This is a genomic window from Pseudomonas sp. SCPG-7 (assembly GCF_002156405.1).
GTDB classification, from domain to species: domain Bacteria; phylum Pseudomonadota; class Gammaproteobacteria; order Pseudomonadales; family Pseudomonadaceae; genus Aquipseudomonas; species Aquipseudomonas parakoreensis.
Genome location: NZ_MVOO01000006.1, coordinates 295,546 through 313,890, shown reverse-complemented (window position 1 = coordinate 313,890; position 18,345 = coordinate 295,546). Strand labels below are relative to the sequence as shown.

16 protein-coding genes and 1 pseudogene are annotated in these 18,345 nt (G+C 60.9%); 6 read left to right on the top strand and 11 right to left on the bottom strand.

Features of this window, described 5'->3' with window-relative positions:
* Positions 1-53 precede the first annotated feature (53 nt).
* The 3 genes from ispA to B1722_RS14430 form a co-directional block, all read right to left on the bottom strand.
* Positions 54-941, bottom strand: coding sequence for a (2E,6E)-farnesyl diphosphate synthase (gene ispA / locus B1722_RS14440; RefSeq protein WP_086793071.1), 888 nt, complete (start codon positions 939-941; stop codon positions 54-56).
* Positions 938-1,180, bottom strand: coding sequence for an exodeoxyribonuclease VII small subunit (locus tag B1722_RS14435; RefSeq protein WP_003228627.1), 243 nt, complete (start codon positions 1,178-1,180; stop codon positions 938-940). The genes ispA and B1722_RS14435 overlap by 4 nt, the downstream gene beginning before the upstream one ends.
* A gap of 88 nt (positions 1,181-1,268) precedes the next feature.
* Complete coding sequence (locus B1722_RS14430) at positions 1,269-2,414, bottom strand: Fic family protein (RefSeq protein ID WP_041064908.1); 1,146 nt, start codon at positions 2,412-2,414, stop codon at positions 1,269-1,271.
* A gap of 278 nt (positions 2,415-2,692) precedes the next feature.
* Here B1722_RS14430 and B1722_RS14425 point away from each other — a divergent pair, with 278 nt between their 5' ends.
* The 6 genes from B1722_RS14425 to B1722_RS14400 are packed head-to-tail and all read left to right on the top strand — an operon-like array spanning position 2,693 to position 12,878.
* Positions 2,693-3,484: a YfaP family protein gene (locus B1722_RS14425; protein ID WP_086793070.1), complete on the top strand. Its 792-nt coding sequence runs from the start codon at positions 2,693-2,695 to the stop codon at positions 3,482-3,484.
* A gap of 38 nt (positions 3,485-3,522) precedes the next feature.
* Entirely contained in the window at positions 3,523-5,235 is a 1,713-nt protein-coding gene (locus tag B1722_RS14420) for a DUF2138 domain-containing protein (protein ID WP_086793069.1), read from the top strand.
* Entirely contained in the window at positions 5,220-5,870 is a 651-nt protein-coding gene (locus B1722_RS14415; protein ID WP_086793068.1) for a DUF1175 domain-containing protein, read from the top strand. Before B1722_RS14420 ends, B1722_RS14415 begins: the two co-directional genes overlap by 16 nt.
* Positions 5,867-10,441 carry an alpha-2-macroglobulin gene (locus tag B1722_RS14410; RefSeq protein ID WP_086793066.1) on the top strand — a complete coding sequence of 1,525 codons (4,575 nt, stop codon included), beginning with the start codon at positions 5,867-5,869 and terminating at the stop codon, positions 10,439-10,441. The genes B1722_RS14415 and B1722_RS14410 overlap by 4 nt, the downstream gene beginning before the upstream one ends.
* A gap of 1 nt (position 10,442) precedes the next feature.
* On the top strand, positions 10,443-12,062 hold the full coding sequence (locus B1722_RS14405; protein ID WP_041064919.1) for a DUF2300 domain-containing protein: 1,620 nt from the start codon (positions 10,443-10,445) through the stop codon (positions 12,060-12,062).
* Between the two features lie 3 nt (positions 12,063-12,065).
* Positions 12,066-12,878 (top strand): YfaP family protein, encoded by an 813-nt coding sequence (locus B1722_RS14400; protein WP_041064922.1) that lies wholly within the window; start codon positions 12,066-12,068, stop codon positions 12,876-12,878.
* Positions 12,879-12,901: 23 nt separating this feature from the next.
* Here the strand turns inward: B1722_RS14400 and B1722_RS14395 are convergent, their stop codons facing one another.
* From B1722_RS14395 to B1722_RS14360, 8 genes and pseudogenes are all read right to left on the bottom strand, one after another.
* The gene (locus B1722_RS14395) at positions 12,902-13,336 is read right to left on the bottom strand and encodes a hypothetical protein (RefSeq protein WP_041064925.1); all 435 of its coding nucleotides are present in this window, start codon (positions 13,334-13,336) and stop codon (positions 12,902-12,904) included.
* Positions 13,337-13,351: 15 nt separating this feature from the next.
* Complete coding sequence (locus tag B1722_RS14390) at positions 13,352-13,912, bottom strand: hypothetical protein (RefSeq protein ID WP_041064928.1); 561 nt, start codon at positions 13,910-13,912, stop codon at positions 13,352-13,354.
* A 394-nt stretch (positions 13,913-14,306) separates the two neighbouring features.
* A pseudogene (locus tag B1722_RS14385) lies at positions 14,307-14,464 on the bottom strand (type II toxin-antitoxin system RelE/ParE family toxin); the annotation flags it as partial.
* Positions 14,454-14,693: a type II toxin-antitoxin system RelB/DinJ family antitoxin gene (locus B1722_RS14380; RefSeq protein WP_041064933.1), complete on the bottom strand. Its 240-nt coding sequence runs from the start codon at positions 14,691-14,693 to the stop codon at positions 14,454-14,456. The pseudogene B1722_RS14385 and the gene B1722_RS14380, both read right to left, overlap by 11 nt.
* Before the next feature lie 443 nt (positions 14,694-15,136).
* On the bottom strand, positions 15,137-15,883 hold the full coding sequence (locus B1722_RS14375; protein WP_041064936.1) for a helix-turn-helix transcriptional regulator: 747 nt from the start codon (positions 15,881-15,883) through the stop codon (positions 15,137-15,139).
* Between the two features lie 223 nt (positions 15,884-16,106).
* Entirely contained in the window at positions 16,107-16,634 is a 528-nt protein-coding gene (ppa, locus tag B1722_RS14370; RefSeq protein ID WP_008052339.1) for an inorganic diphosphatase, read from the bottom strand.
* A gap of 112 nt (positions 16,635-16,746) precedes the next feature.
* Complete coding sequence (locus B1722_RS14365) at positions 16,747-17,559, bottom strand: zinc-dependent peptidase (protein WP_086793065.1); 813 nt, start codon at positions 17,557-17,559, stop codon at positions 16,747-16,749.
* Between the two features lie 4 nt (positions 17,560-17,563).
* Positions 17,564-18,214 (bottom strand): DedA family protein, encoded by a 651-nt coding sequence (locus B1722_RS14360; RefSeq protein ID WP_041064947.1) that lies wholly within the window; start codon positions 18,212-18,214, stop codon positions 17,564-17,566.
* Between the last annotated feature and the right edge of the window lie 131 nt (positions 18,215-18,345).

The following is an 18,345-nucleotide window of genomic DNA, read 5'->3' as shown; positions in this document are numbered from 1 at the left end:
ACCTGATGCATCGCCCCCTGCCCACGCGTTGGTCTTTTTTGGCAGGTTGGCGTTCAGTTGCGCCGCTCGACGATATACCGGGCCAGGTCGCGCAAAGGCTCGGCTGCCGCGTCAAACGGTCGCAGCGCGTGCAGGGCTTGATCGCGCAGCTCAAGGGCATAGGCCTTGGCCACGTCCAGTCCCAGCAGGGCCGGGTAGGTCGGTTTGTCGCGAGCGATGTCGGCGCCCTGGCGTTTGCCGAGGGTTTCGGTATCGCTTTCGACGTCGAGAATGTCGTCCTGCACCTGAAAGGCCAGACCGATGGCCTGTGCATAAGTCTGCAGAGCCTTGAGTTGATCTTTTTCGGCACGGCCGCTGGCCAGAGCGCCGAGTTTGACGCTGACCTCGATCAGCGCGCCGGTCTTGTGTCGGTGCATCTGTTCCAGCGCTTGTTGATCGAGCTTCAGACCGACCGAACCGAGGTCGATGGCCTGACCGCCGACCATGCCCGCCGGGCCTGCCGCGTGCGCCAGCGCCGTGACCTGTTGCAGGCGGATATCGGCATCCAGATTGCTCAGGCGCGGATCGAGCAGGGCGCTGAAGGCCAGGCTCTGCAAGCCGTCACCAGCGAGAATCGCGCAGGCTTCGTCGAATTTCTTGTGGGTGGTGGGCTGGCCGCGACGCAGATCGTCGTCGTCCATTGCCGGCAAATCGTCGTGTACCAGCGAGTAGGCGTGGATCAGCTCCACCGCGCAGGCCGCTCCATTGGCTTGTTCAGCCTTGCCGCCGAGCGCTTCGCACGCGGCGTAAGCCAGCAGCGGACGCACGCGTTTGCCGCCGATCATCACGCTGTAGTGCATCGCCTCATACAGGCGCGACAGCTCCAGCAGCGGAGCCTTGAAGAGCATTTCCAGTGCCGCATTGACCCGCGCCTGGCTGGTCGCCGAATACGCTGCAATCATTCTGGCTGTTCCGCGTCGAAGGGTTCCTCGGCGAGTTCACCATCGCGCTCCAGCAGCACTTGCACCTTCTGCTCGGCCTGGGCCAGCGCTGCCTGGCAGTCACGGGTCAGACCGATGCCCTGCTCGAAAGCGGTCAGCGAGTCTTCCAGCGACAATTCACCGTTCTCCAGACGCTCGACCAGTGTTTGCAGGTCGGCGAGGGACTGTTCGAAATCCAGTGCAGCTTTTTTGCGGGCCATGGCGGCGATTTCCGGTTGACGTTAAACCGGCGCGACACTAGCAGATAGGGGGTTTATGGGCAAATGAGTGGGCCGACGGACAAGGGTGTCAGTCGGTCGAGTCACCCGGATATTGAATCTGATACCGAGTGCTCCGCCCCCCGCCCGGAAGACGTTGCAGGCAGCCTTTTTCCAGCAGTTCCGCCAGATGTCGGGTGGCCGTGGCTTTGGAGACCTTGGCCACACTCTGGTATTGCGCTGCACTGATACCGTGCTCGAAACCGCGCTCACCACCGTCGAGCAAACGATTGAGCACTTTGATCTGCTCCGCCGACAGCCCGGATTCGCGGTGCGCCTGCCAGAAGCGTGATTTTCCCAACACGCTTTCAATCCGCGCGATGGCCTGTTGCAGACTGCGCAGTAAGGTTTGCAGGAACCATGTGAGCCAGTCGGTAATGTCCAGCGTGGCTTTCTGACTGGATTCGAGAATCCGGTAATAGCCCGCACGATCATCGAGGATGCTGGCGGACATCGCATAAAAACGAATCGCCTGCGCTTCGCTCTGAGCCAGTGCCAGATCGGTAAGGGTGCGAGTCAGGCGTCCATTGCCGTCGTCGAACGGATGCAAGGTGACGAACCAGAAATGTGCGATACCAGCTCGCAAGAATGGATCGAGGCCTGCCTGTTGCCGACTGGCGTCGAACCACTTGAGAAAACTGTCGAGTTGCCGCTCAAGGCCTTGTCGCGGTGGCGCCTCGAAGTGCACGGTCGGACGGTCGATTCGCCCTGAAACCACCTGCATCGGCTCATCGCCGCGTAATGCGCCGACATTGATTGCACGCGAAAGGAAACCACTCTCCTGTTCTGGAAACAGCCATGAATGCCATTCCAGCAATCGTTGCAGTGTCAGCGGTTCGGCAAAGCGTTGAGTGGCATCGAGCATCAGTTGCGCGAGCCCTTCGCTGCGCTTGCTGACGTTGTCGCCATCAGGCGATTCCAGCCCCAGGCGTCGTGCCAGTGAAGAACGCACGGATTCAACATTCAATGGTTCCCCCTCGATGGCCGAGGAGGTCACGATGTTTTGCAGCAACGCGTCCAGTTCAGTCTGAGCGCTCAGTGAATTGCCCACTGATCCCGCCATGCCCATCAATTGTCCCTGCGCCTGAACGCATTCGCGCAACAGCGCAGTGAGACGCTCTGCCTGCCAGTTGAAGTCGGGCCAGTCGGGCTGCTGCCAGATCCAGTGAGTTGCCATGAAATGCCATTCCTGAGTGCGTGAGCCGAATAGAAGCGCTATTCGGCTCATTTCGTGAGCCGAATATGACGCCTATTCGGCTCATCGTCCACCCGAGGGCGTGATTCCTACCGCATTTCAAGATGTATCCGATTGTTAAAAAACTGCCGAATCGCTAATCTTCGCGCCTTCTACGACCCACTAGTCACGGGGTCTTTCAGACGAAACGCAGTTTCCACCGCTGTGAAGTACCGAGGATCGGGTGCAAGGTTTCGTTCAGGCATGGCAGGAGGCATTACATGCGTTCATTTCTTTGGCTGCTGATCGGTTGGGCTTGCGCGCCTGCGCTGCTGGCGGCGCCGACTGCCGAGCTGTCAGAGCCGTCCGGTGGCTGGCGTTATCACGGCCTGCTTGATCGCAGTGAAAACCCGCAAGTCGCCTATCCCACGCCGCCGATCGATCGCGGCATTCAGCGCAATCGCACGATGATTCAGGGCCAGCTCAAGGCCATTGGCAATCAGCGCGGGCCGCACACGCTGGCGGTCAACGGCAATCCATTGAATCTGTACACCGACGATGACGGGCGTTTCGCCCGGCCTTATGCGTTTGGCGCTGGCTCCAACAGTGTCGAAGTGCGCAGTGCCGAGGGGCAGTCGCTCAAGCGCGTGCAATTCTATGAAGCGAACAACCTGCGCACCCCGGCGAAGATCCGCGTGGTGCTCGGCTGGGACGATCCCAAGGCCGAACTCGATCTGCACATCATTACCCCGGACGGCCAGCATGCGTTTTTCGCCCACACGGCGTTGACCAACGGCGGCGGTCTGGATCCGGATGGCGTCGATGGCCCCGGCCCGGAAATGTTCACCATGACCGCGCCGCTGCATGGCACCTATCTGGTTTACGTCAACTATTGGGGCAACTTCGGCGACGGCGGCTATAACTTCGAGGAGGCCAGCAATCAGAACGAGGTCATCACCTCGCAAATCACGCTGGTGCTCAACGAAAACACGGTCGACGAAAAACGCGAAACATTCATCGTGCCCCTGCGGGCGATCGGTGATCTGCTGCTGGTCAAGACTTTCAACTATTAAGCATCCCGCTCCACGGATGAACTTCGGGTTTTGTGAACATGAGTGATAACGCTGCTTCTCCGGCCGTCCCGACTCCTGCCGGCCAACCTTCCCGGCGCTGGCCGGCGCTGCTGATCGGCCTCGTCCTGGTGGCCGGGGTGGCCGGTGGTCTCGGCTGGCTGCTGCACAAGCCCAAGGTGCCGGCGGCGGCATTGACCAGCGACAAGCTCGGTCTGAGCCGTCCGGATGCGCTGCTGGAAACCCGCTCCCTGAGCCAGTTGCCCAAGGACCTGCTGACGGTGCCGTTCCTCAAGGCCACGCTCACCGAGGATTTCGTCTTCTATTACGAAACCCACGCCGACCGCCTGGGCCTGATCGGCAGCCTGCGCCGGATCATCTACGAACACGACCTGAAGCTGCAGGACAGCCTGATCGAGCAGCTTTTCGATCAACCGGCGGACGTCGCACTGTGGCGTGGTGCCGATGGCCGGCTCAAGGATTTTCTGCTGGTGATGGACCGCGGCGGGCTGGCGAAACTGCTCGAACCGCTGGCGAAAGTGGCGCTGGACGATTCGCAGCTCAGTGTCTTCGGCAGCCTCAAAGTCGGCGGTGACGAAGTGCCGCTGTACCAGCTCAGCTACAACGCCAGCAAATCGCTGCTGTTCGCGTCGCGCGGCGACAAACTGGTGGTGCTGTCCAACCCGAACAAATATTACGACCCGGCCAACGGTGAATCGGAAGAGTCCGGGCACGTCTCGCCACAAGCGCTGGCGGCCTTGCTCAATGGCGACAAACTGTTCCCCGAAGCCTTCGGTCTGCCAGGCAAGGCACCGGAGATCAAACAGCGTCTGTCGGTCAATTCCAGCGTCCTTGCGATGGGCTATCAGCGCTTCATCCCGAACTTTGCCGGGCTGCGTTTCGACATGGACGACAAAGGTTGGCACAGCTATCTCGCCATGGATGAGCTGGATAACCAGCCGGACTTCGATTTCAAACCGGTGTGGCAAGCCATGCCGCTGGGCGCCAGTGCCTGCGTGACCTTGCCGGTGGCGGCTGAACCGCAGAAACCGCTGCTGGTGAAACTCGGCGCCGACGAAGCGGTGGCGCAGAAACTCACCGAGCACGTGGCCGGCGCGGCAGGCCTGTGCTGGTACGCCGATTCGCGGTTGTACACGCCGTTGCTGGTCGCCAGCCTGAAGGACGAGGACAGCAGCAAGCTCGATGGCGACCTGGGCACGTTGTTCGGTTCGATGGTCGGTGCCTACGAGGCGAATGTCGACGAACACGCGTTCCCGGTGGTCGAAAAGCAGGAAGGTCAGAGTCATGTCTGGCAGCGTCAGGTCAGCTCGAACTTCGGTCCGTACGCCGCCAAGACTGCCGAGAACCCGGACGCGATCAGCGGCCGCGCTTTCATGAAAGTCAGCCTCGCGCGTCACGGTTCGACGCTGCTGTTTTCCCTCGACGACAAACTGGTGGACAAGGCCCTCGGCACCCTCGACAAGCGCTTCCCGCCGATGGCTGACGTGCTGCCGAAAGACGTGCTGATGCCGATCTACTTCGGCCCGGATTCGATGGCGCAACTGATGCAGCAGGAAACCCTCGACAGTCTGCCGCAGGACATGGAGCCGGTGTTCTACAACGCCGCGCAAACCTACCTGATTCCGAAACTGCGCACCCTCGGCGGCTACGGCAAATACGCCCTGACTTTGCCGGAAGGCAGCGAGCCTGACGGCCACTGGCAATGGCTGCCGCTGGAATGGAAAGCGCTGTGACGGCATTGATCCGCAGCCTCGGCCTGCTCGCGCTATTGCTCAGCGCCAGTGCCCGAGCCATCGAAACGCCTGCGCTGGATCCGGCGCAGTCCCAGGTATTCCGCGCCTGGTTCGTGCGCATCGCTCAGGAGCAACTGAGCCAGGGCCCGAGCCCGCGCTGGTATCAGCAGGACTGCGCAGGCCTTGTGCGTTTCGCCGCCAACGAAGCGCTGAAAGTCCACGACGACAAATGGCTGCGCAGCAACGGCCTGTCCAATCGTTACCTGCCGCCGGAACTGTCGCTCAGCGATGAGCAGCGCAAGCTCGCCCGGCAATGGCAGCAGGGCGGCGGCAAGGTCGGGCCGTACGTCAACGCGATCAAACTGATTCAGTTCAACAGCCATCTGGTCAGCCGCGACGTGTCCCAGGCACGCCCCGGCGACCTGATGTTTTTCGATCAGGGCGACGACCAGCACCTGATGATCTGGATGGGCCGCTACATCGCCTATCACACCGGCACGACCACCCCCACTGACAACGGCATGCGTTCGGCAAGCCTGCAGCAACTCATGACATGGAAGGACACCCGATGGATACCCGACGCAGCCAACCCCAACTTCATCGGCGTCTATCGACTGAACTTTCTCTCCCAATGACCGGTGCCCGCATGCTGCGACTCTGCGCTCGAATTCCTCTGCTGCTGGCGCTGTTGCTGCCATTGGCGACCGTCAACGCTGAAGATTCGGTGGAGCCGAGCGGCTACACGCCGGTCGACGGTGAAAGCTTCTTCCTGCTGGCCGACAGCAGTTTCGCCGCCGACGAGCAGGCGATGGTGCGTCTCGAAGCACCGGGCCGCGACTACCGCCGTTTCCGCATGGAGCCGTACGGCGGCGCCGACATTCGCGTGTACCGCATCAACAAGCCGCTGGATTTCCTCAAGCGCCAGAAGAACCTGCACCGCGTGGTCAGCGACGGTCAGTTCAAGGGCGAAGGCCTGTCCAACACCCTCGCGTACCTGTGGGACAACTGGTACCGCAAATCGCGGCGGGTGATGCAGCGCGCGTTCTCCTATGAGTCGCGCAAGCAGGTCACCGAAGAAGTGCCGGAGCTGAAGATGGGCAACGCCATCGCTGCGCCGACGCCGTACGACGCGCAGCCGCAATTCGCCTTGATTCCGGGCCTGCCGGTGGTCAGCCAGTTCCGCTATCCGCTGTGGCAGGCCAAGCCGATCCAGCCGCCGGCCGGGGTCAATCTGGCCGGGTCTTCCAGCGAGTTCGTCAGCGTTGCGCCGGGTAACGTGTACATCCCGCTGGGCAACCTGAAACCGGGCCTGTACCTGGTCGAAGCGCTGATCGGCAAGTACCGCGCGACCACCATGGTCTTCGTCTCCAACACCGTGGCGGTGAGCAAGATTGCCGGCGATGAATTGCTGGTCTGGGCTGCGCGCAAACACGAAGGCAGTTCGGTGCCGAAGGTCAATGTGCTGTGGACTGACGGCCTCGGCGTGATGAGCAGCGGTGCCACCGATGCCGATGGTTTGCTGCGCCTGAAACACGTCAGCCCCGAGCGCTCGTTCGTCATTGGCGAGGATGAAGAGGGCGGGGTGTTTGTCTCGGAAAACTTCTACTACGACAGCGAAATCTACGACACCAAACTCTACGCGTTCACCGACCGGCCGCTGTATCGCCCGGGGGATTGGGTGTCGCTGAAAATCGTCGGTCGCGAGTTCAAGAATGCGCGGGATTCGGTATTGCCGGGTGCGGCGGACGTCACGGTCAGTGTGCTTGATGCCACCGGCACCGAGCTGCAGCACCTCGACCTGAAACTCGATTCCAAGGCCGGTACACAAGGCCGGTTCCAGTTGCCGGACAACGCCGTGGCCGGTGGTTACGAGATCCGCTTCAATTACAAGGATCAGGCCTACAGCAGCGCCTTCCGCGTGGCCGAGTACATCAAACCGCACTTCGAGATTTCGCTGAATCTGGCCAAGCAGGATTACCGCACTGGTGAGCCAGTGAAGGGCAGTCTGGTGTTGCTCTACCCGGACGGCAAACCGGTGGCCAACGCCAAATTGAGCCTGAGCCTGCGCGCCCAGCAACTGTCGATGGTCGACAACGAGCTGCAATACCTCGGGCAATTCCCGGTTGAGCTGACCAGCACCGAACTGACTACCGACAGCAAGGGCAACGCGAGCCTCGACCTGCCGGCCGCCGACAAACCGAGCCGCTACATGCTCACGGTGTTTGCCAGCGATGGCGCAGCGTACCGGGTCAAAACCACCAAGGAAATCCTCATCGACCGTGGCGCCGCGAGCTTCCGCCTGAGCGCGCCGCAACGCTTCAGCGCGGTCAACGACAAAGTTGCGTTCCGCTACATCAACGAGGGCGGCAGCGAGCAGAGCAAAGCGGTCACCCCGAGCAGCTACAACTGGGTGCGCCTGGAAGACCAGAGCACCGGTGAAGGCAAACTGGCGGCCATCGACAAGGGCTTCAGCATTGCCTTCGAACGTCCGGGCACTTACAACCTGACGCTGAAAGATCAGCACGGTCGGGTCCTCGGCGCCACCGGCCATTCGGTTACGGGGGAGGGCGTCAAAGCGGTGCCGGGCACTGTGGAAATCGTCCTCGACAAGCCTGAGTACAAGGCTGGCGATGAAGCACTGGCGCTGATCACCTTCCCGGAGCCGGTCAGCGATGCCCTGCTGTCGCTGGAACGCGACAAGGTCGAAGCCACCGCGCTGCTGGCCAAGGGCGGCGACTGGCTGAAGCTGGAAAAACTCAGCGACACCCAATACCGCGCGCGGATTCCGGTGAAGGACATTTTCGCGCCGAACCTGACCTTCTCGGTGCTGTACACCAAGGGCGGGCAGTACAGCTTCCAGAACGCCGGGATCAAGGTGGTCGCACCGCAAATCGACGTGGCGATCAGCACCGACAAAGCGGTGTATCAGCCGGGCGACACCGTCACCGTCGACCTGACCACGCAGTTCGCCGGCAAAGCCGTACCGGCGCACCTGACCGTCAGCGTGGTCGATGAAATGGTCTACGCGCTGCAACCGGAAGTCGCGCCGACCATCGACCAGTTCTTCTACCACCCACGGCGCAACAACGTGCGCACCAGCGCCAGCCTGTCGTTCATCAGTTACGACGTGGCGTTGCCGGGCAGCCCCGGCGCGCCGGGCAAGGCCAACCGCAGTGAGCGCGGGGTGAAAGTGCTGGAGCGTCCGCGTCGTGAAGACGTCGACACCGCCGCATGGCAGCCAGAGTTGTTGACCGGAGCTGACGGTAAAGCCCGTTTCACCTTCAAGATGCCGGACTCGCTGACCCGCTGGCGCATCACCGCGCGGGCCATCGCCGATGACGGCCAGGTCGGGCAGAAGAAGCAGTTTGTCCGTTCGGAAAAACCGCTGTACCTGAAGTGGAGCGGGCCGAGCAAATTCCGCAAGGGCGATCAGCCACAACTCGGTGTATTCGCTTTCAGCCAGGCCGAGAAACCGGTCAAGGCAGAGCTGGTCAGCCATTACGCTGGCGCCGAACAGCGCCTGCCGGTAACGCTGAACAACGGCATCAACTACGTGCCGCTGCCAGCGTTCGCCCTGGCCTCGGGTGAGTGGACTGCCGAACTGGTGCAGGACGGCAAAACCGCTGACGCCCTCGCCGTGCGCCTGAGTGCGACCGGTGACGGCTGGCAACTCACGCAAACCCAGAGCCTCGACGTGGCCGGCGGCGACACCCCGTTGAGTTTGCCAGCAGATGCCACCGACATTCGTCTGCGTCTGGATGACAGTCCGCAAGCGCTGTTCCGTTCCGCGCTCGACGATCTGCTGAGCTACCCGTACGGTGGCGTCGAGCAGACCGCCAGCCGCTTGCTGCCGCTGAGCATTGCTTATCCGTCGCTGGCATCGAGCCCGCAGATCCGCGATCGACTGCGCCTGATCATGCAGAACAGCCGCCTGCGTCTGGTGCAAATGGCCGGGCCGTCGGCGAGCTTCACCTGGTGGGGCTTCGATGGCGAGCCGGACGCGTTCCTCACTGCTTACGCCTACTACGCCGACTGGAACGCCAGTCAGGTGCTGGAACTGACTCTGCCGCCGGAGCATTGGCAGCGGGTGCTGGAGGTCTACGCCAAGCAAGCGCCGAACACGCCATTGCTGCAGCGGGCGCTGATCCTGTCGTTCGCCAAGCAGATGCACCTGCCGGTGAACACCTTGCTCAGCGGTTTGATGGACGATCTGGCCAAGGCCGGTGAGGGCAACGCCGAAACCCTGATGGACGACGGTGAAGACAGCCTGGTGATGAGCGATCCGGATTCGGCGCTAGGGCTGGCGGCGGCGCGGGTATTGACTGCGGCGCTGGCGACCCAGTCGAAAGTCGCGTTGCCGGACGCATTCAATCGTCAGGTTGGCGCCGCGCAACAGCGTCTGGCGGTCAGTTCGCAGCCGTTTGCCGAAGCGCTGAATTTGTCGCTGCAAGCGTTCGATCAGGCCCGCGCGACGGCGTTGCTGCAACGTCTGTTGCCGCAGCAATCGACCCTCGAACGCGCCCTGGCGCTGAGCTGGTTGCAACGCAGCATCGCGCAGGCCTCGCCGACCATCGCGCTGCTGCCGGGTGAAGGCTGGAAGAAAAACTACGGCACCACCGGCGAGATGTACTGGATCTGGCAGGGGGCGACGCCGGTGCCGAGCGTGTTGTCGGTGTCCGGCACTCAGGAGCGTCCGCTGCGCGCGGCGCTGAGCTTCCAGACCCAGCAACCGGCGGTCGATCCAATGGCCGTGACCATCACCCGGCGTCTGTCGCGACTGGTGCCGGGCGACGAAGCGTTCACCTTCAAACTGGAGCCGGTCGGCGCTAAACCGCTGTCCAGCGACAGCCTGTATCTGGACGAAGTGATCCTAACCAGCAAGGCGCCGAAACCGCTGCGCTACGGCATGCTTGAAGTGCCGTTGCCACCGGGTGCCGATGTCGAGCGCACTACCTGGGGCATCAAGTTGCAGGGCAAGGACGGCACCGAACCGACCGCGCTGGAGAAAGCACGCTTCGAACCGGGGCAACTGGCCTACGCGGTGCCGGTGGATGCGCTGAGCGGCGAATTGCGTTTGCGCCATCTGGTGCGCTTCTCGCAGAAGGGCCAGTTCAACCTGCCGCCGGTGCGTTTCACTCAGGTCTACGCGCCGCAGCATCAGGCCCAGGAAGCGAAAGCCGCCCTCGGTCAGGTCACGGTCAACTGACATGAACCGGCCGCTGCTGTGGCTGCTGATGTGTGTGATGCCTGCGCTGGCGACGGCGCAGGATGAGCCGCTGCGGCTGGCGTACAAGGGTGAGTTGCTGTCGTTGAATCACACGCAACTGATCGCGCGCGAGCCGTTGCCGTCGACGCTGGAAACGCCGCTAGGCAGCCTGTGGAAATTGTTCGTCTATGCGTGGCTGGTGGATACCGGTGCGCGCGAGCCGGCGTATGAATGTCGCGGACAGTCGAAGGAAGAGGTTTATTGCTGCTCGGCGGGCGGCAGGATTGAGCGTGATCAGGCGTTGGTCAAATCCTGCGGCTTGTACTTTGAGCCGGCGCGATTGGGCATTGCTGCTGCCGATTGGCGCACGTATTGGCAGGCGCGGCAGGCACCGTCGTGGTTGCTGGATTTGCCAGGCGTGCAACCGGCTACCCGGGTTTCCGTGGCTGATTTGCTGAAAGTGTTGTCGTTGCTGCCGGCACAGGAGCAGATGCGCCGCGTGTTGCTCGACGTCGTGCTGAACGCGGCGGACGGCAATGTCGTCGGTGAGCTGGGCGGGCGCTTGCGGGTGAAAACCTGGAGCTGGCTGGGCGATCAGGATCCGCAATCGCGGCAGGGCGGTTTCGCCGGTTGGACGGCGGACGGCTCGCCGATCTGGGCCGGTGGCCGGGGCACCAGTCAGATGGTTTTGCGCCATTACGGGCAGGCGTTGGCGACGGTGCTGCCTGCTTCCTGGCCGGCGGAAGCAGGGCGTTGTGTTGAGGTCGGACTGTTTTCGCGTTATCCGCTTTCGCGAGTCATGTCGGGTGAGCGCGTGGTTGGCTCTGGGCCCTTGCAGGGCAATTACCGCGTCGAATTCGCCAACGGCAATGCGCTGGATATCCACAGCGGCGGCGAACTGTTTCTGCTCAACGACAAACTGGTCGCCAGACTTGATCGCGAAGAATACGTCGCCCGTGTGCTTGAGCGCGAAGCCAAACCTGAACCGGCCGAAGCCGCCAAAGCCTTGGCCGTGGCGATCCGCACCTATCTGCTGCAAAACGCCACGCGCAACGGCGATTGCCTGAGCATCGATGACAGCAGCAACCGCCAGCGCGTTGCTCCGCGCCCGGCCTCCGCCGAGTCGCGCAACATTGCGGCGTGGACCGCGGATCTGGTGTTGGCCGGCAGCACCGTCACCTATCACTCCGATCAACCCGGCCCGGACAAACTCGCCTGGCAACAAGCCGTCGAGCAGGCCAGCGCCGGCCAGCGCTATGACGCGATTCTGCTGCACGCCTATCCGCGCGCGAGCCTCAGCCGTTGGGACAACCCGGTGGCCTCCTGCGAAGCACTGCCCGCCGCGCAAGACTGGCTGCAAAAGCAGCGTCGCGGCTGGCGTCCCACGCTGGAAAGCGAAACCGGCTACAACGAAGTCAGCACCTTCGCCGTGTGCAAACTGGCGTTCGGCCGCCCGTTCGTCGACCGCGAGCGCCAGCGCATCTACGTGCGCGGCGTGCTCACGCTACAAGATCGTCTCGACCTGACTCACGAATATCTGCACCTGGCCTTTGAAGCACATCCCAATGGCCAGGATGAAACCTACATCGAAGGGCTCGCCCGTCACCTCTTGCTGGAATAGACCATGACACTCCGTTATCCACAGGTCTTGCTGTTGCTCTGCGCGTTCAATGCATGGCCGATGGCGATGGCCGCCGACAGCGTCAAACTCGATACCCCGGTCGGCGGCTGGCGCACCGGCGCGCCCGAGGGCGAAGGCGAAAACTTCCGCCAGACCGTCAACTACCCGGCCTCTTCGGTCAACACCCCGGTCGGCCAGGCCAACACCGCGCGCATCAGCGGCGAAATCAAAGCCACCCCCAAGAACAAGGAACCCGGGCGACTGATCGTCAATGGCGTCAGCATGCCGCTGAAAATCGACGACAGCGGCCGCTTCGACCGCCCGTTCTCCTTCCCCAACGGCAGCAACAGCGTCGAAGTGCGCAGCCCCGACGGCCAGCAACGGCACCGCACGCAGTTCCTCAACGCCAGCGGCGGCGCCACCCCGGCCAAACTGCGCGTGCTGCTGTCGTGGGACAGCGACGGCACCGACCTCGATCTGCACCTGATCACCCCCGACGGCGCGCACATCTGGTACGGCGACCGCGTCGCACCCAACGGCGCCGCGCTCGACGTCGACGTCACCACCGGCTATGGCCCAGAAATCTTCGCCATGCCGGCGCCGATCAAGGGCCAGTATCTGGTGTATGTGAACTACTTCGGTGGTGGTTATCGCGGGGATGATGAAGGCGGAGAGGAGGCGGTGCAGCCGCTGACCACGGCGCAGGTGACGGTGATTACCGAGGAAGGCACGCCAAGCGAGAAAATGGAGACGTTTGTGGTGCCGATGCGGGCGGTGGGTGAACTGACGCTGGTGAAGTCGTTCAGCTATCCCTGAGCAGCAGCCTGCTCAGGGTTGCACTAGAAACCAGGCGGAATATAACCAGGCACGAACGGCACGTTGATGCACTTGCCGTGGATGATCTTTCCGTCCTCGATCCTGAACAGCACGATCTTTTTCGCCTTGTTGACGGTGGCTTCGAGTTTGCAATCGGAACTGTGGCCGACCGTCTGGTAATACTCGGTGTAAACCATGCCGTTGCCGGTGTGATTCATTGAAGTACCGGCCGCTTCCGTGGTGGTCCAACTGGACGATTTATACCAGGTGAGCACCGCGAGGTTCTCGCCATTGGCGCCGGTCTGCTTTTTCATCGAGTCGGGTTTGCCGAACAGATCGAGCGCTTCCTGTACATCGCGTCCTTCCCAGCGCGATTGGGCAATCAGGTGGCAGCCATTGACCAGCAAAACCGCGGGCGCTATCAGCAGCGCCAATAACGTTTTAGTCCATGGGTTCATCGTGATTCCCGCCGCTTACTTGTTGCCCAGGATCGAGTCGAGGTTATCCATCATCTGGCCTTTCTCCTGAATCGGCGCCAGTTTGAAGAACATCTGCTGCATACCCTGAATCATCTGCAGGTACTCCATCTTGCCCAGCGCGATCATGTCCTTTTTGGCAGGTGAGCAAACAAACTCGCTGGTGCGCTGCACCCAGAACTCCTTCGGCTGCTGCCATTGGTCATTAACTTTCAGGTTGCGCATCATGTAGGCGATGCGATCAACCGACTGGCCATTGAGCATTCGGACCTTATTCGTCGAACACTGAACTTCGAGGTTGTAGGCATCGATCATCGGTTTACCGGGTTCCTCATACACCAGCGTCACGGCGACCAACTTGGCCCCTTTGGTCTGCTTCGACGGCACGACTGACGTGCTGTCGGCGACATACATGATGTTCTTGTGGGGAATACCGTTGCCGTAAATGATCCACCAGTCACCAACAAGCTTCGGCTCGTCCGCCAAGGCTGAAGTGGTAGCGGTCAGGAGTGCGGTCAGCAGAACAACGGATTGATTGAGTTTGAAAAACGACGACATGGTGTTGCTCCATTCCTTGGCGCTTTTGTAATGCACAAAAACAGAATGGAAATTTAGTGGTGAGGTTGGGCGCGGGGCAATTAGGGCGGATGTGCTAATGGCTTATTGCGATGCCTGACTGGCGGGCATTGTCCGGTTAGTCTTGCGAAAGGCTCAGGTATAAAGAACGCAGGGTTTGTACGCGGTTTCTTCTCTGGTCTTTAGCACCTATAGCACCTGATCGGCCTCCGAGAGTTGGCGCGATCGGTCGTAGCCGGACTCGCGAGTGGTCGCCACGCCCATACTGAACTGTCAGCTCCGGCCGATGGCGGGCATGCAGGCAAAACAGAGGGTATGGGTGTTGGGTGGGATTTAGCAATGTGTGGAGGGGGGGCAAGCGTTGGGTTGCCGAGGTCACTTTGTAGCAATCCGTAGCTCGCGAAGTCGATTGGCTTCTATTCGAGGACTCTCCAATACCTCTAGGGGTTTCTTTTTGAATTGTTGGCGAACCGTATCGCCCAGTTTGTTCCACTCCTTTAAAGCACGACGATCGAATTCAAGACTATAGGTCATCCAGACTTACCTTGACTCGTTGAGGGGAAGCGAGACGTTCGCTAACAACGGCAATGAGCGCTTCATCTTCTTCGCTGATAAGTGCGGTCTTGAACGGCAGTTTTCCCCGCTCAGCAACGTATTGAAGTGTTTGGCGCAGAAGCTCTGAAGGTGTGACGCCGAGCTTTTCCAACTCGGCGAAGGAGCGTTGTTTCAGCTCATCATCAATGCGGATGTTGATGGAGGCCATGATGCAATACCTGTAATGACGTTTGTCGTTACGGTAGCAGGGGGCACCGAACCAGGCAAATGGGAATTCAGGTTTCAGACGGTAGGCCTGGCTTTCTTTCAGGCATTAAAAAGCCGGCTTGTGGCCGGCTTCTCGGGGACTGGCTTGGTTTATTTTTGGTAAACCGCGTCAGCCTTCAAAACGTACACCCGGATCTGCGTCCGGCTGTGGGACTTGGTCAGACGTTGGTCTGCCGCGTCAGGCGTCATCTGGGCCGCGGGAGCGGGGCCGATGCGCAAATGTGGGGCGCAGGATACTGAGTTTTGTTGGGGATTCCCAGTCTCAAGTGCGGAATAGAGCCACTGCGGGAGGCAAAATTCGTATTTTGTACTGATTTTCGGGGCCTCTTCGCGAGCAGGCTCGCTCCCACAGGGGTTGGTGCAGGGTCGAAGGTCCGTATCCGATCAGAGAAACGGTACCACCGGCCGGCGTTTGCCCAGGGTCGACCACCAGAATACCCAGCCCAGGATATGGATTCGTTGCTCTTCGATCTGCGCGGCGCGAAAGATTTCGTCCGGGTGTTCGGCGCTGTTATGGCTGCGCAGGCGCAGGGCGTTGCCGGGCATGCGGTGCAGGTATTTGATGCGCAGCATGCCGTCGTGTTCGATGGCGTAGATTTCGCCGTCGACCACCTGGGTCAGGCCGCGGTCTATGCCGACGATAGAGCCATCTTCGATGCGCTCGGCCATGCTGTTGCCGATCATGTGTGCGCAGATGGCGTCGGTGTGGCGGATTTCCAGTTGGTCGAGGTGGGCGCGGGGCAGGCGGATGGTTTGTTCGGGGTCGAGGATGACGTGAGTTTTGCCAGCACCGTTGGTGATCGGCGTTTCCTTGAAAAACGGCAGTTCGATGTCCCTGGGGTCGATGACGGTGTAGACGCCGCGGATGGCTTCGGCATCAAAGGTGTCGCCGTTGCTGGCAGGCGTTTGCAGGCGTGGTGACTCTTTGCTGCCTTCACCGGTCTTCAGCCACTCGCTGTTGACCGAAAGCAGGCGTGAGACTTCCTCCATGCGATACGCCGGGACGCCCCGGGTGTACCAGTTATGAATGTTTTGGGCTTCCGTGCCCCAGAACTTTGCGAATCCCGTGGTGGTGATGTTCGCTGCTTCCAGGAGTGCCTTGAATCTTGGACCGCTAGTGTTCTTTCTCATAAACACCGAGTCTACGGCCGTGCCAGAGCGGTTTGAATAAACCGGGTGTTCAAAAAAAGGCTGTATTTTGCGACTGGATGTAAGACGTGCTTGTGGGAAATCACTCACTTCGAAACTTTTCTGTAGTCCGTGATAAACACACTGTTTAAAACGCCATTGCTCAGGCACAAAAAACCCCGGATCAACCGGGGTTTTCTTCAGGCATCTTGCAGTCAGCAGATGCTTAGCCTTTGTAGGCAGCAACCGACTTGGTGATCGCGTCGCGAGCGGCGTCAGCGCCAGCCCAGCCTTCGATCTTGACCCACTTGCCTTTTTCGAGATCTTTGTAGTTCGCGAAGAAGTGCTCGATCTGCTGGATCAGCAGCGGTGGCAGGTCGGTGTATTCCTTCACGTCGACGTACAGCTGGGACAGCTTGTCGTGTGGCACTGCGATGACTTTGGCATCGCCGCCGCCGTCGTCGGTCATGTTCAGGATGCCGACTGGGCGCGCGCGGATCACCGAGCCTGGAGCAACCGGGTAAGGGGTCACAACCAGCACGTCGAGGGGATCACCGTCGTCAGCCAGGGTGTTCGGGATGTAACCGTAGTTGGCCGGGTAGAACATTGGGGTGGCCATGAAACGGTCAACGAACAGGCAATCGCTGTCTTTGTCGATTTCGTATTTGATCGGCGCGTGGTTGGCCGGGATCTCGATCGCGACGTAGATGTCGTTCGGCAGGTCTTTGCCAGCCGGAATCTTGCTGTAGCTCATTGGGCGTTGCCCCCGTAGTTGACCAAAAACACTTGGCCGGATTGACCAAAAAGTGGCGGCGATTATAGGCATATTCCTACGCCGACGCCACGTACCAGAAGTCGTGCAGCGCTTACGCGTGCGCCTGATAGACCGGGTCTGTGGCCTGAAGTTGCCGCAGCCTGCCCAATGGATCCTGCCGGTAGAAAAGCTGCAGTTGCAAGTAGACCTGTGGATAAGCCGCGTGCAGCAGATCCGGGGCGCTGAAAAAGTATTCGCTGGCGACCGCGAAGAACTCCGCCGGGTTTTCGGCGGCGTACGGGTCGATGGCGGTTTCGGCGTCGGGGTTGCGGTCGAGCTGGCGGTTGAGGTCATCGTAGGCGTGTTGCATGACCTCGGCCCAGTCGCTGACGCGCATGTCGGCGTGCAGCGGTGGCAGACCGTTGGCGTCGCCATTGAGCATGTCGAGTTTGTGCGCCAGTTCGTGGATCACCAGGTTGTAACCTTCCCAGCCACCACTGGCCATCACCCCCGGCCAGGCGAGGATGATCGGGCCCTGTTGCCAGGCTTCGCCGCTGTGTTCACCGTCCCACTCGTGCTCGACACCGCTGGCATCGCGATGCCGTTGCGGGCTGAGAAAGTCATCGGGATAAAGGACGATTTCGTGGAAACCCTGATACCAGTTCAAGTCGCCGAGATTGAGCAGCGGCAACTGGGCCTGGGCGGCGAGCAGCAGGCGTTGTTCCTGATGCAGTTCGACGCCGGGCAGAGCGGTCAGGTGTTTTTCCTCGAGGAACAGCACGCTGGCTTCACGCAACCATTGGTCTTCGGCGGCGCTGATGCCGTCGAGAAAACTCAGGTGATGGCGCACCCGTTGCCACATCTCGTCGGCAATCGGGTGCCTGGCCAGAATGCGTCGGCGACGCCAGGCGCTCAGTGACCACATCGGATCAGTGGGTTTCGACTTTGGCGCCGCCGAAACGGCTGCGCACCACACCGATGATCATTGGTACCAGCGACAGCAAAATGATGGCGACCACCAGCAGCGACAGGTTCTTTTTGATGAACGGCACGTTGCCGAAGAAATAGCCCAGGGTCACCAGACCGCCGACCCACAGCACGGTGCCGAACACGCTGAACGCGAAGAAACGCGGATAAGGCATTTTCCCTACGCCGGCGACGAACGGTGCAAACGTGCGGATGATCGGCAGGAAACGCGCCAGGGTCACGGTTTTGCCGCCGTGCCTGTCGTAGAAATCGTGGGTTTTTTGCAGGTAATCGCGACGGAAGATTTTCGAATTCGGGTTGCTGAACAGTTTTTCGCCCGCCGTTCGTCCGATCACGTAGTTGGTGCTGTCGCCGAGGATCGCCGCGAGCATCAACAGACCGCCCAACAGGACTGGGTCCATGCCACCGCCCGCCGCCACCGCTCCGGCGATGAACAACAGCGAATCACCCGGCAGGAACGGCATCACCACCAGACCGGTTTCACAGAAGATGACAGCGAACAGAATCGCGTAGATCCACGGCCCGTAGTTGGTGACCAGCAAATCGAGGTACACATCGAGATGCAGGATAAGGTCAAGCGGGTTGAAATCCATGGGGGCACCTGTGGTGACGGCCCGACTCGGCAGGCCTGTGCGGATGATTCGGGTGTAAGCCTACAGCGGGGTGTAGTTTTTCTTACAAGCCGGAAAGCTCGGGATTATACGGTCTGAGAGGTGAAAAGCGC

Excerpts from the sequence above, each read along its gene's own strand:
- B1722_RS14435 (WP_003228627.1), bottom strand. The coding sequence starts at position 1,180 with ATGGCCCGCAAAAAAGCTGCACTGGATTTCGAACAGTCCCTCGCCGAC.
- B1722_RS14400 (WP_041064922.1), top strand. The coding sequence starts at position 12,066 with ATGACACTCCGTTATCCACAGGTCTTGCTGTTGCTCTGCGCGTTCAAT.
- B1722_RS14430 (WP_041064908.1), bottom strand. The coding sequence starts at position 2,414 with ATGGCAACTCACTGGATCTGGCAGCAGCCCGACTGGCCCGACTTCAAC.
- B1722_RS14365 (WP_086793065.1), bottom strand. The coding sequence starts at position 17,559 with ATGTGGTCACTGAGCGCCTGGCGTCGCCGACGCATTCTGGCCAGGCAC.
- B1722_RS14405 (WP_041064919.1), top strand. The coding sequence starts at position 10,443 with ATGAACCGGCCGCTGCTGTGGCTGCTGATGTGTGTGATGCCTGCGCTG.
- B1722_RS14395 (WP_041064925.1), bottom strand. The coding sequence starts at position 13,336 with ATGAACCCATGGACTAAAACGTTATTGGCGCTGCTGATAGCGCCCGCG.
- B1722_RS14425 (WP_086793070.1), top strand. The coding sequence starts at position 2,693 with ATGCGTTCATTTCTTTGGCTGCTGATCGGTTGGGCTTGCGCGCCTGCG.
- B1722_RS14390 (WP_041064928.1), bottom strand. The coding sequence starts at position 13,912 with ATGTCGTCGTTTTTCAAACTCAATCAATCCGTTGTTCTGCTGACCGCA.
- B1722_RS14360 (WP_041064947.1), bottom strand. The coding sequence starts at position 18,214 with ATGGATTTCAACCCGCTTGACCTTATCCTGCATCTCGATGTGTACCTC.
- B1722_RS14375 (WP_041064936.1), bottom strand. The coding sequence starts at position 15,883 with ATGAGAAAGAACACTAGCGGTCCAAGATTCAAGGCACTCCTGGAAGCA.
- B1722_RS14380 (WP_041064933.1), bottom strand. The coding sequence starts at position 14,693 with ATGGCCTCCATCAACATCCGCATTGATGATGAGCTGAAACAACGCTCC.
- ispA (WP_086793071.1), bottom strand. The coding sequence starts at position 941 with ATGATTGCAGCGTATTCGGCGACCAGCCAGGCGCGGGTCAATGCGGCA.
- B1722_RS14410 (WP_086793066.1), top strand. The coding sequence starts at position 5,867 with ATGACCGGTGCCCGCATGCTGCGACTCTGCGCTCGAATTCCTCTGCTG.
- B1722_RS14415 (WP_086793068.1), top strand. The coding sequence starts at position 5,220 with ATGGAAAGCGCTGTGACGGCATTGATCCGCAGCCTCGGCCTGCTCGCG.
- B1722_RS14420 (WP_086793069.1), top strand. The coding sequence starts at position 3,523 with ATGAGTGATAACGCTGCTTCTCCGGCCGTCCCGACTCCTGCCGGCCAA.
- ppa (WP_008052339.1), bottom strand. The coding sequence starts at position 16,634 with ATGAGCTACAGCAAGATTCCGGCTGGCAAAGACCTGCCGAACGACATC.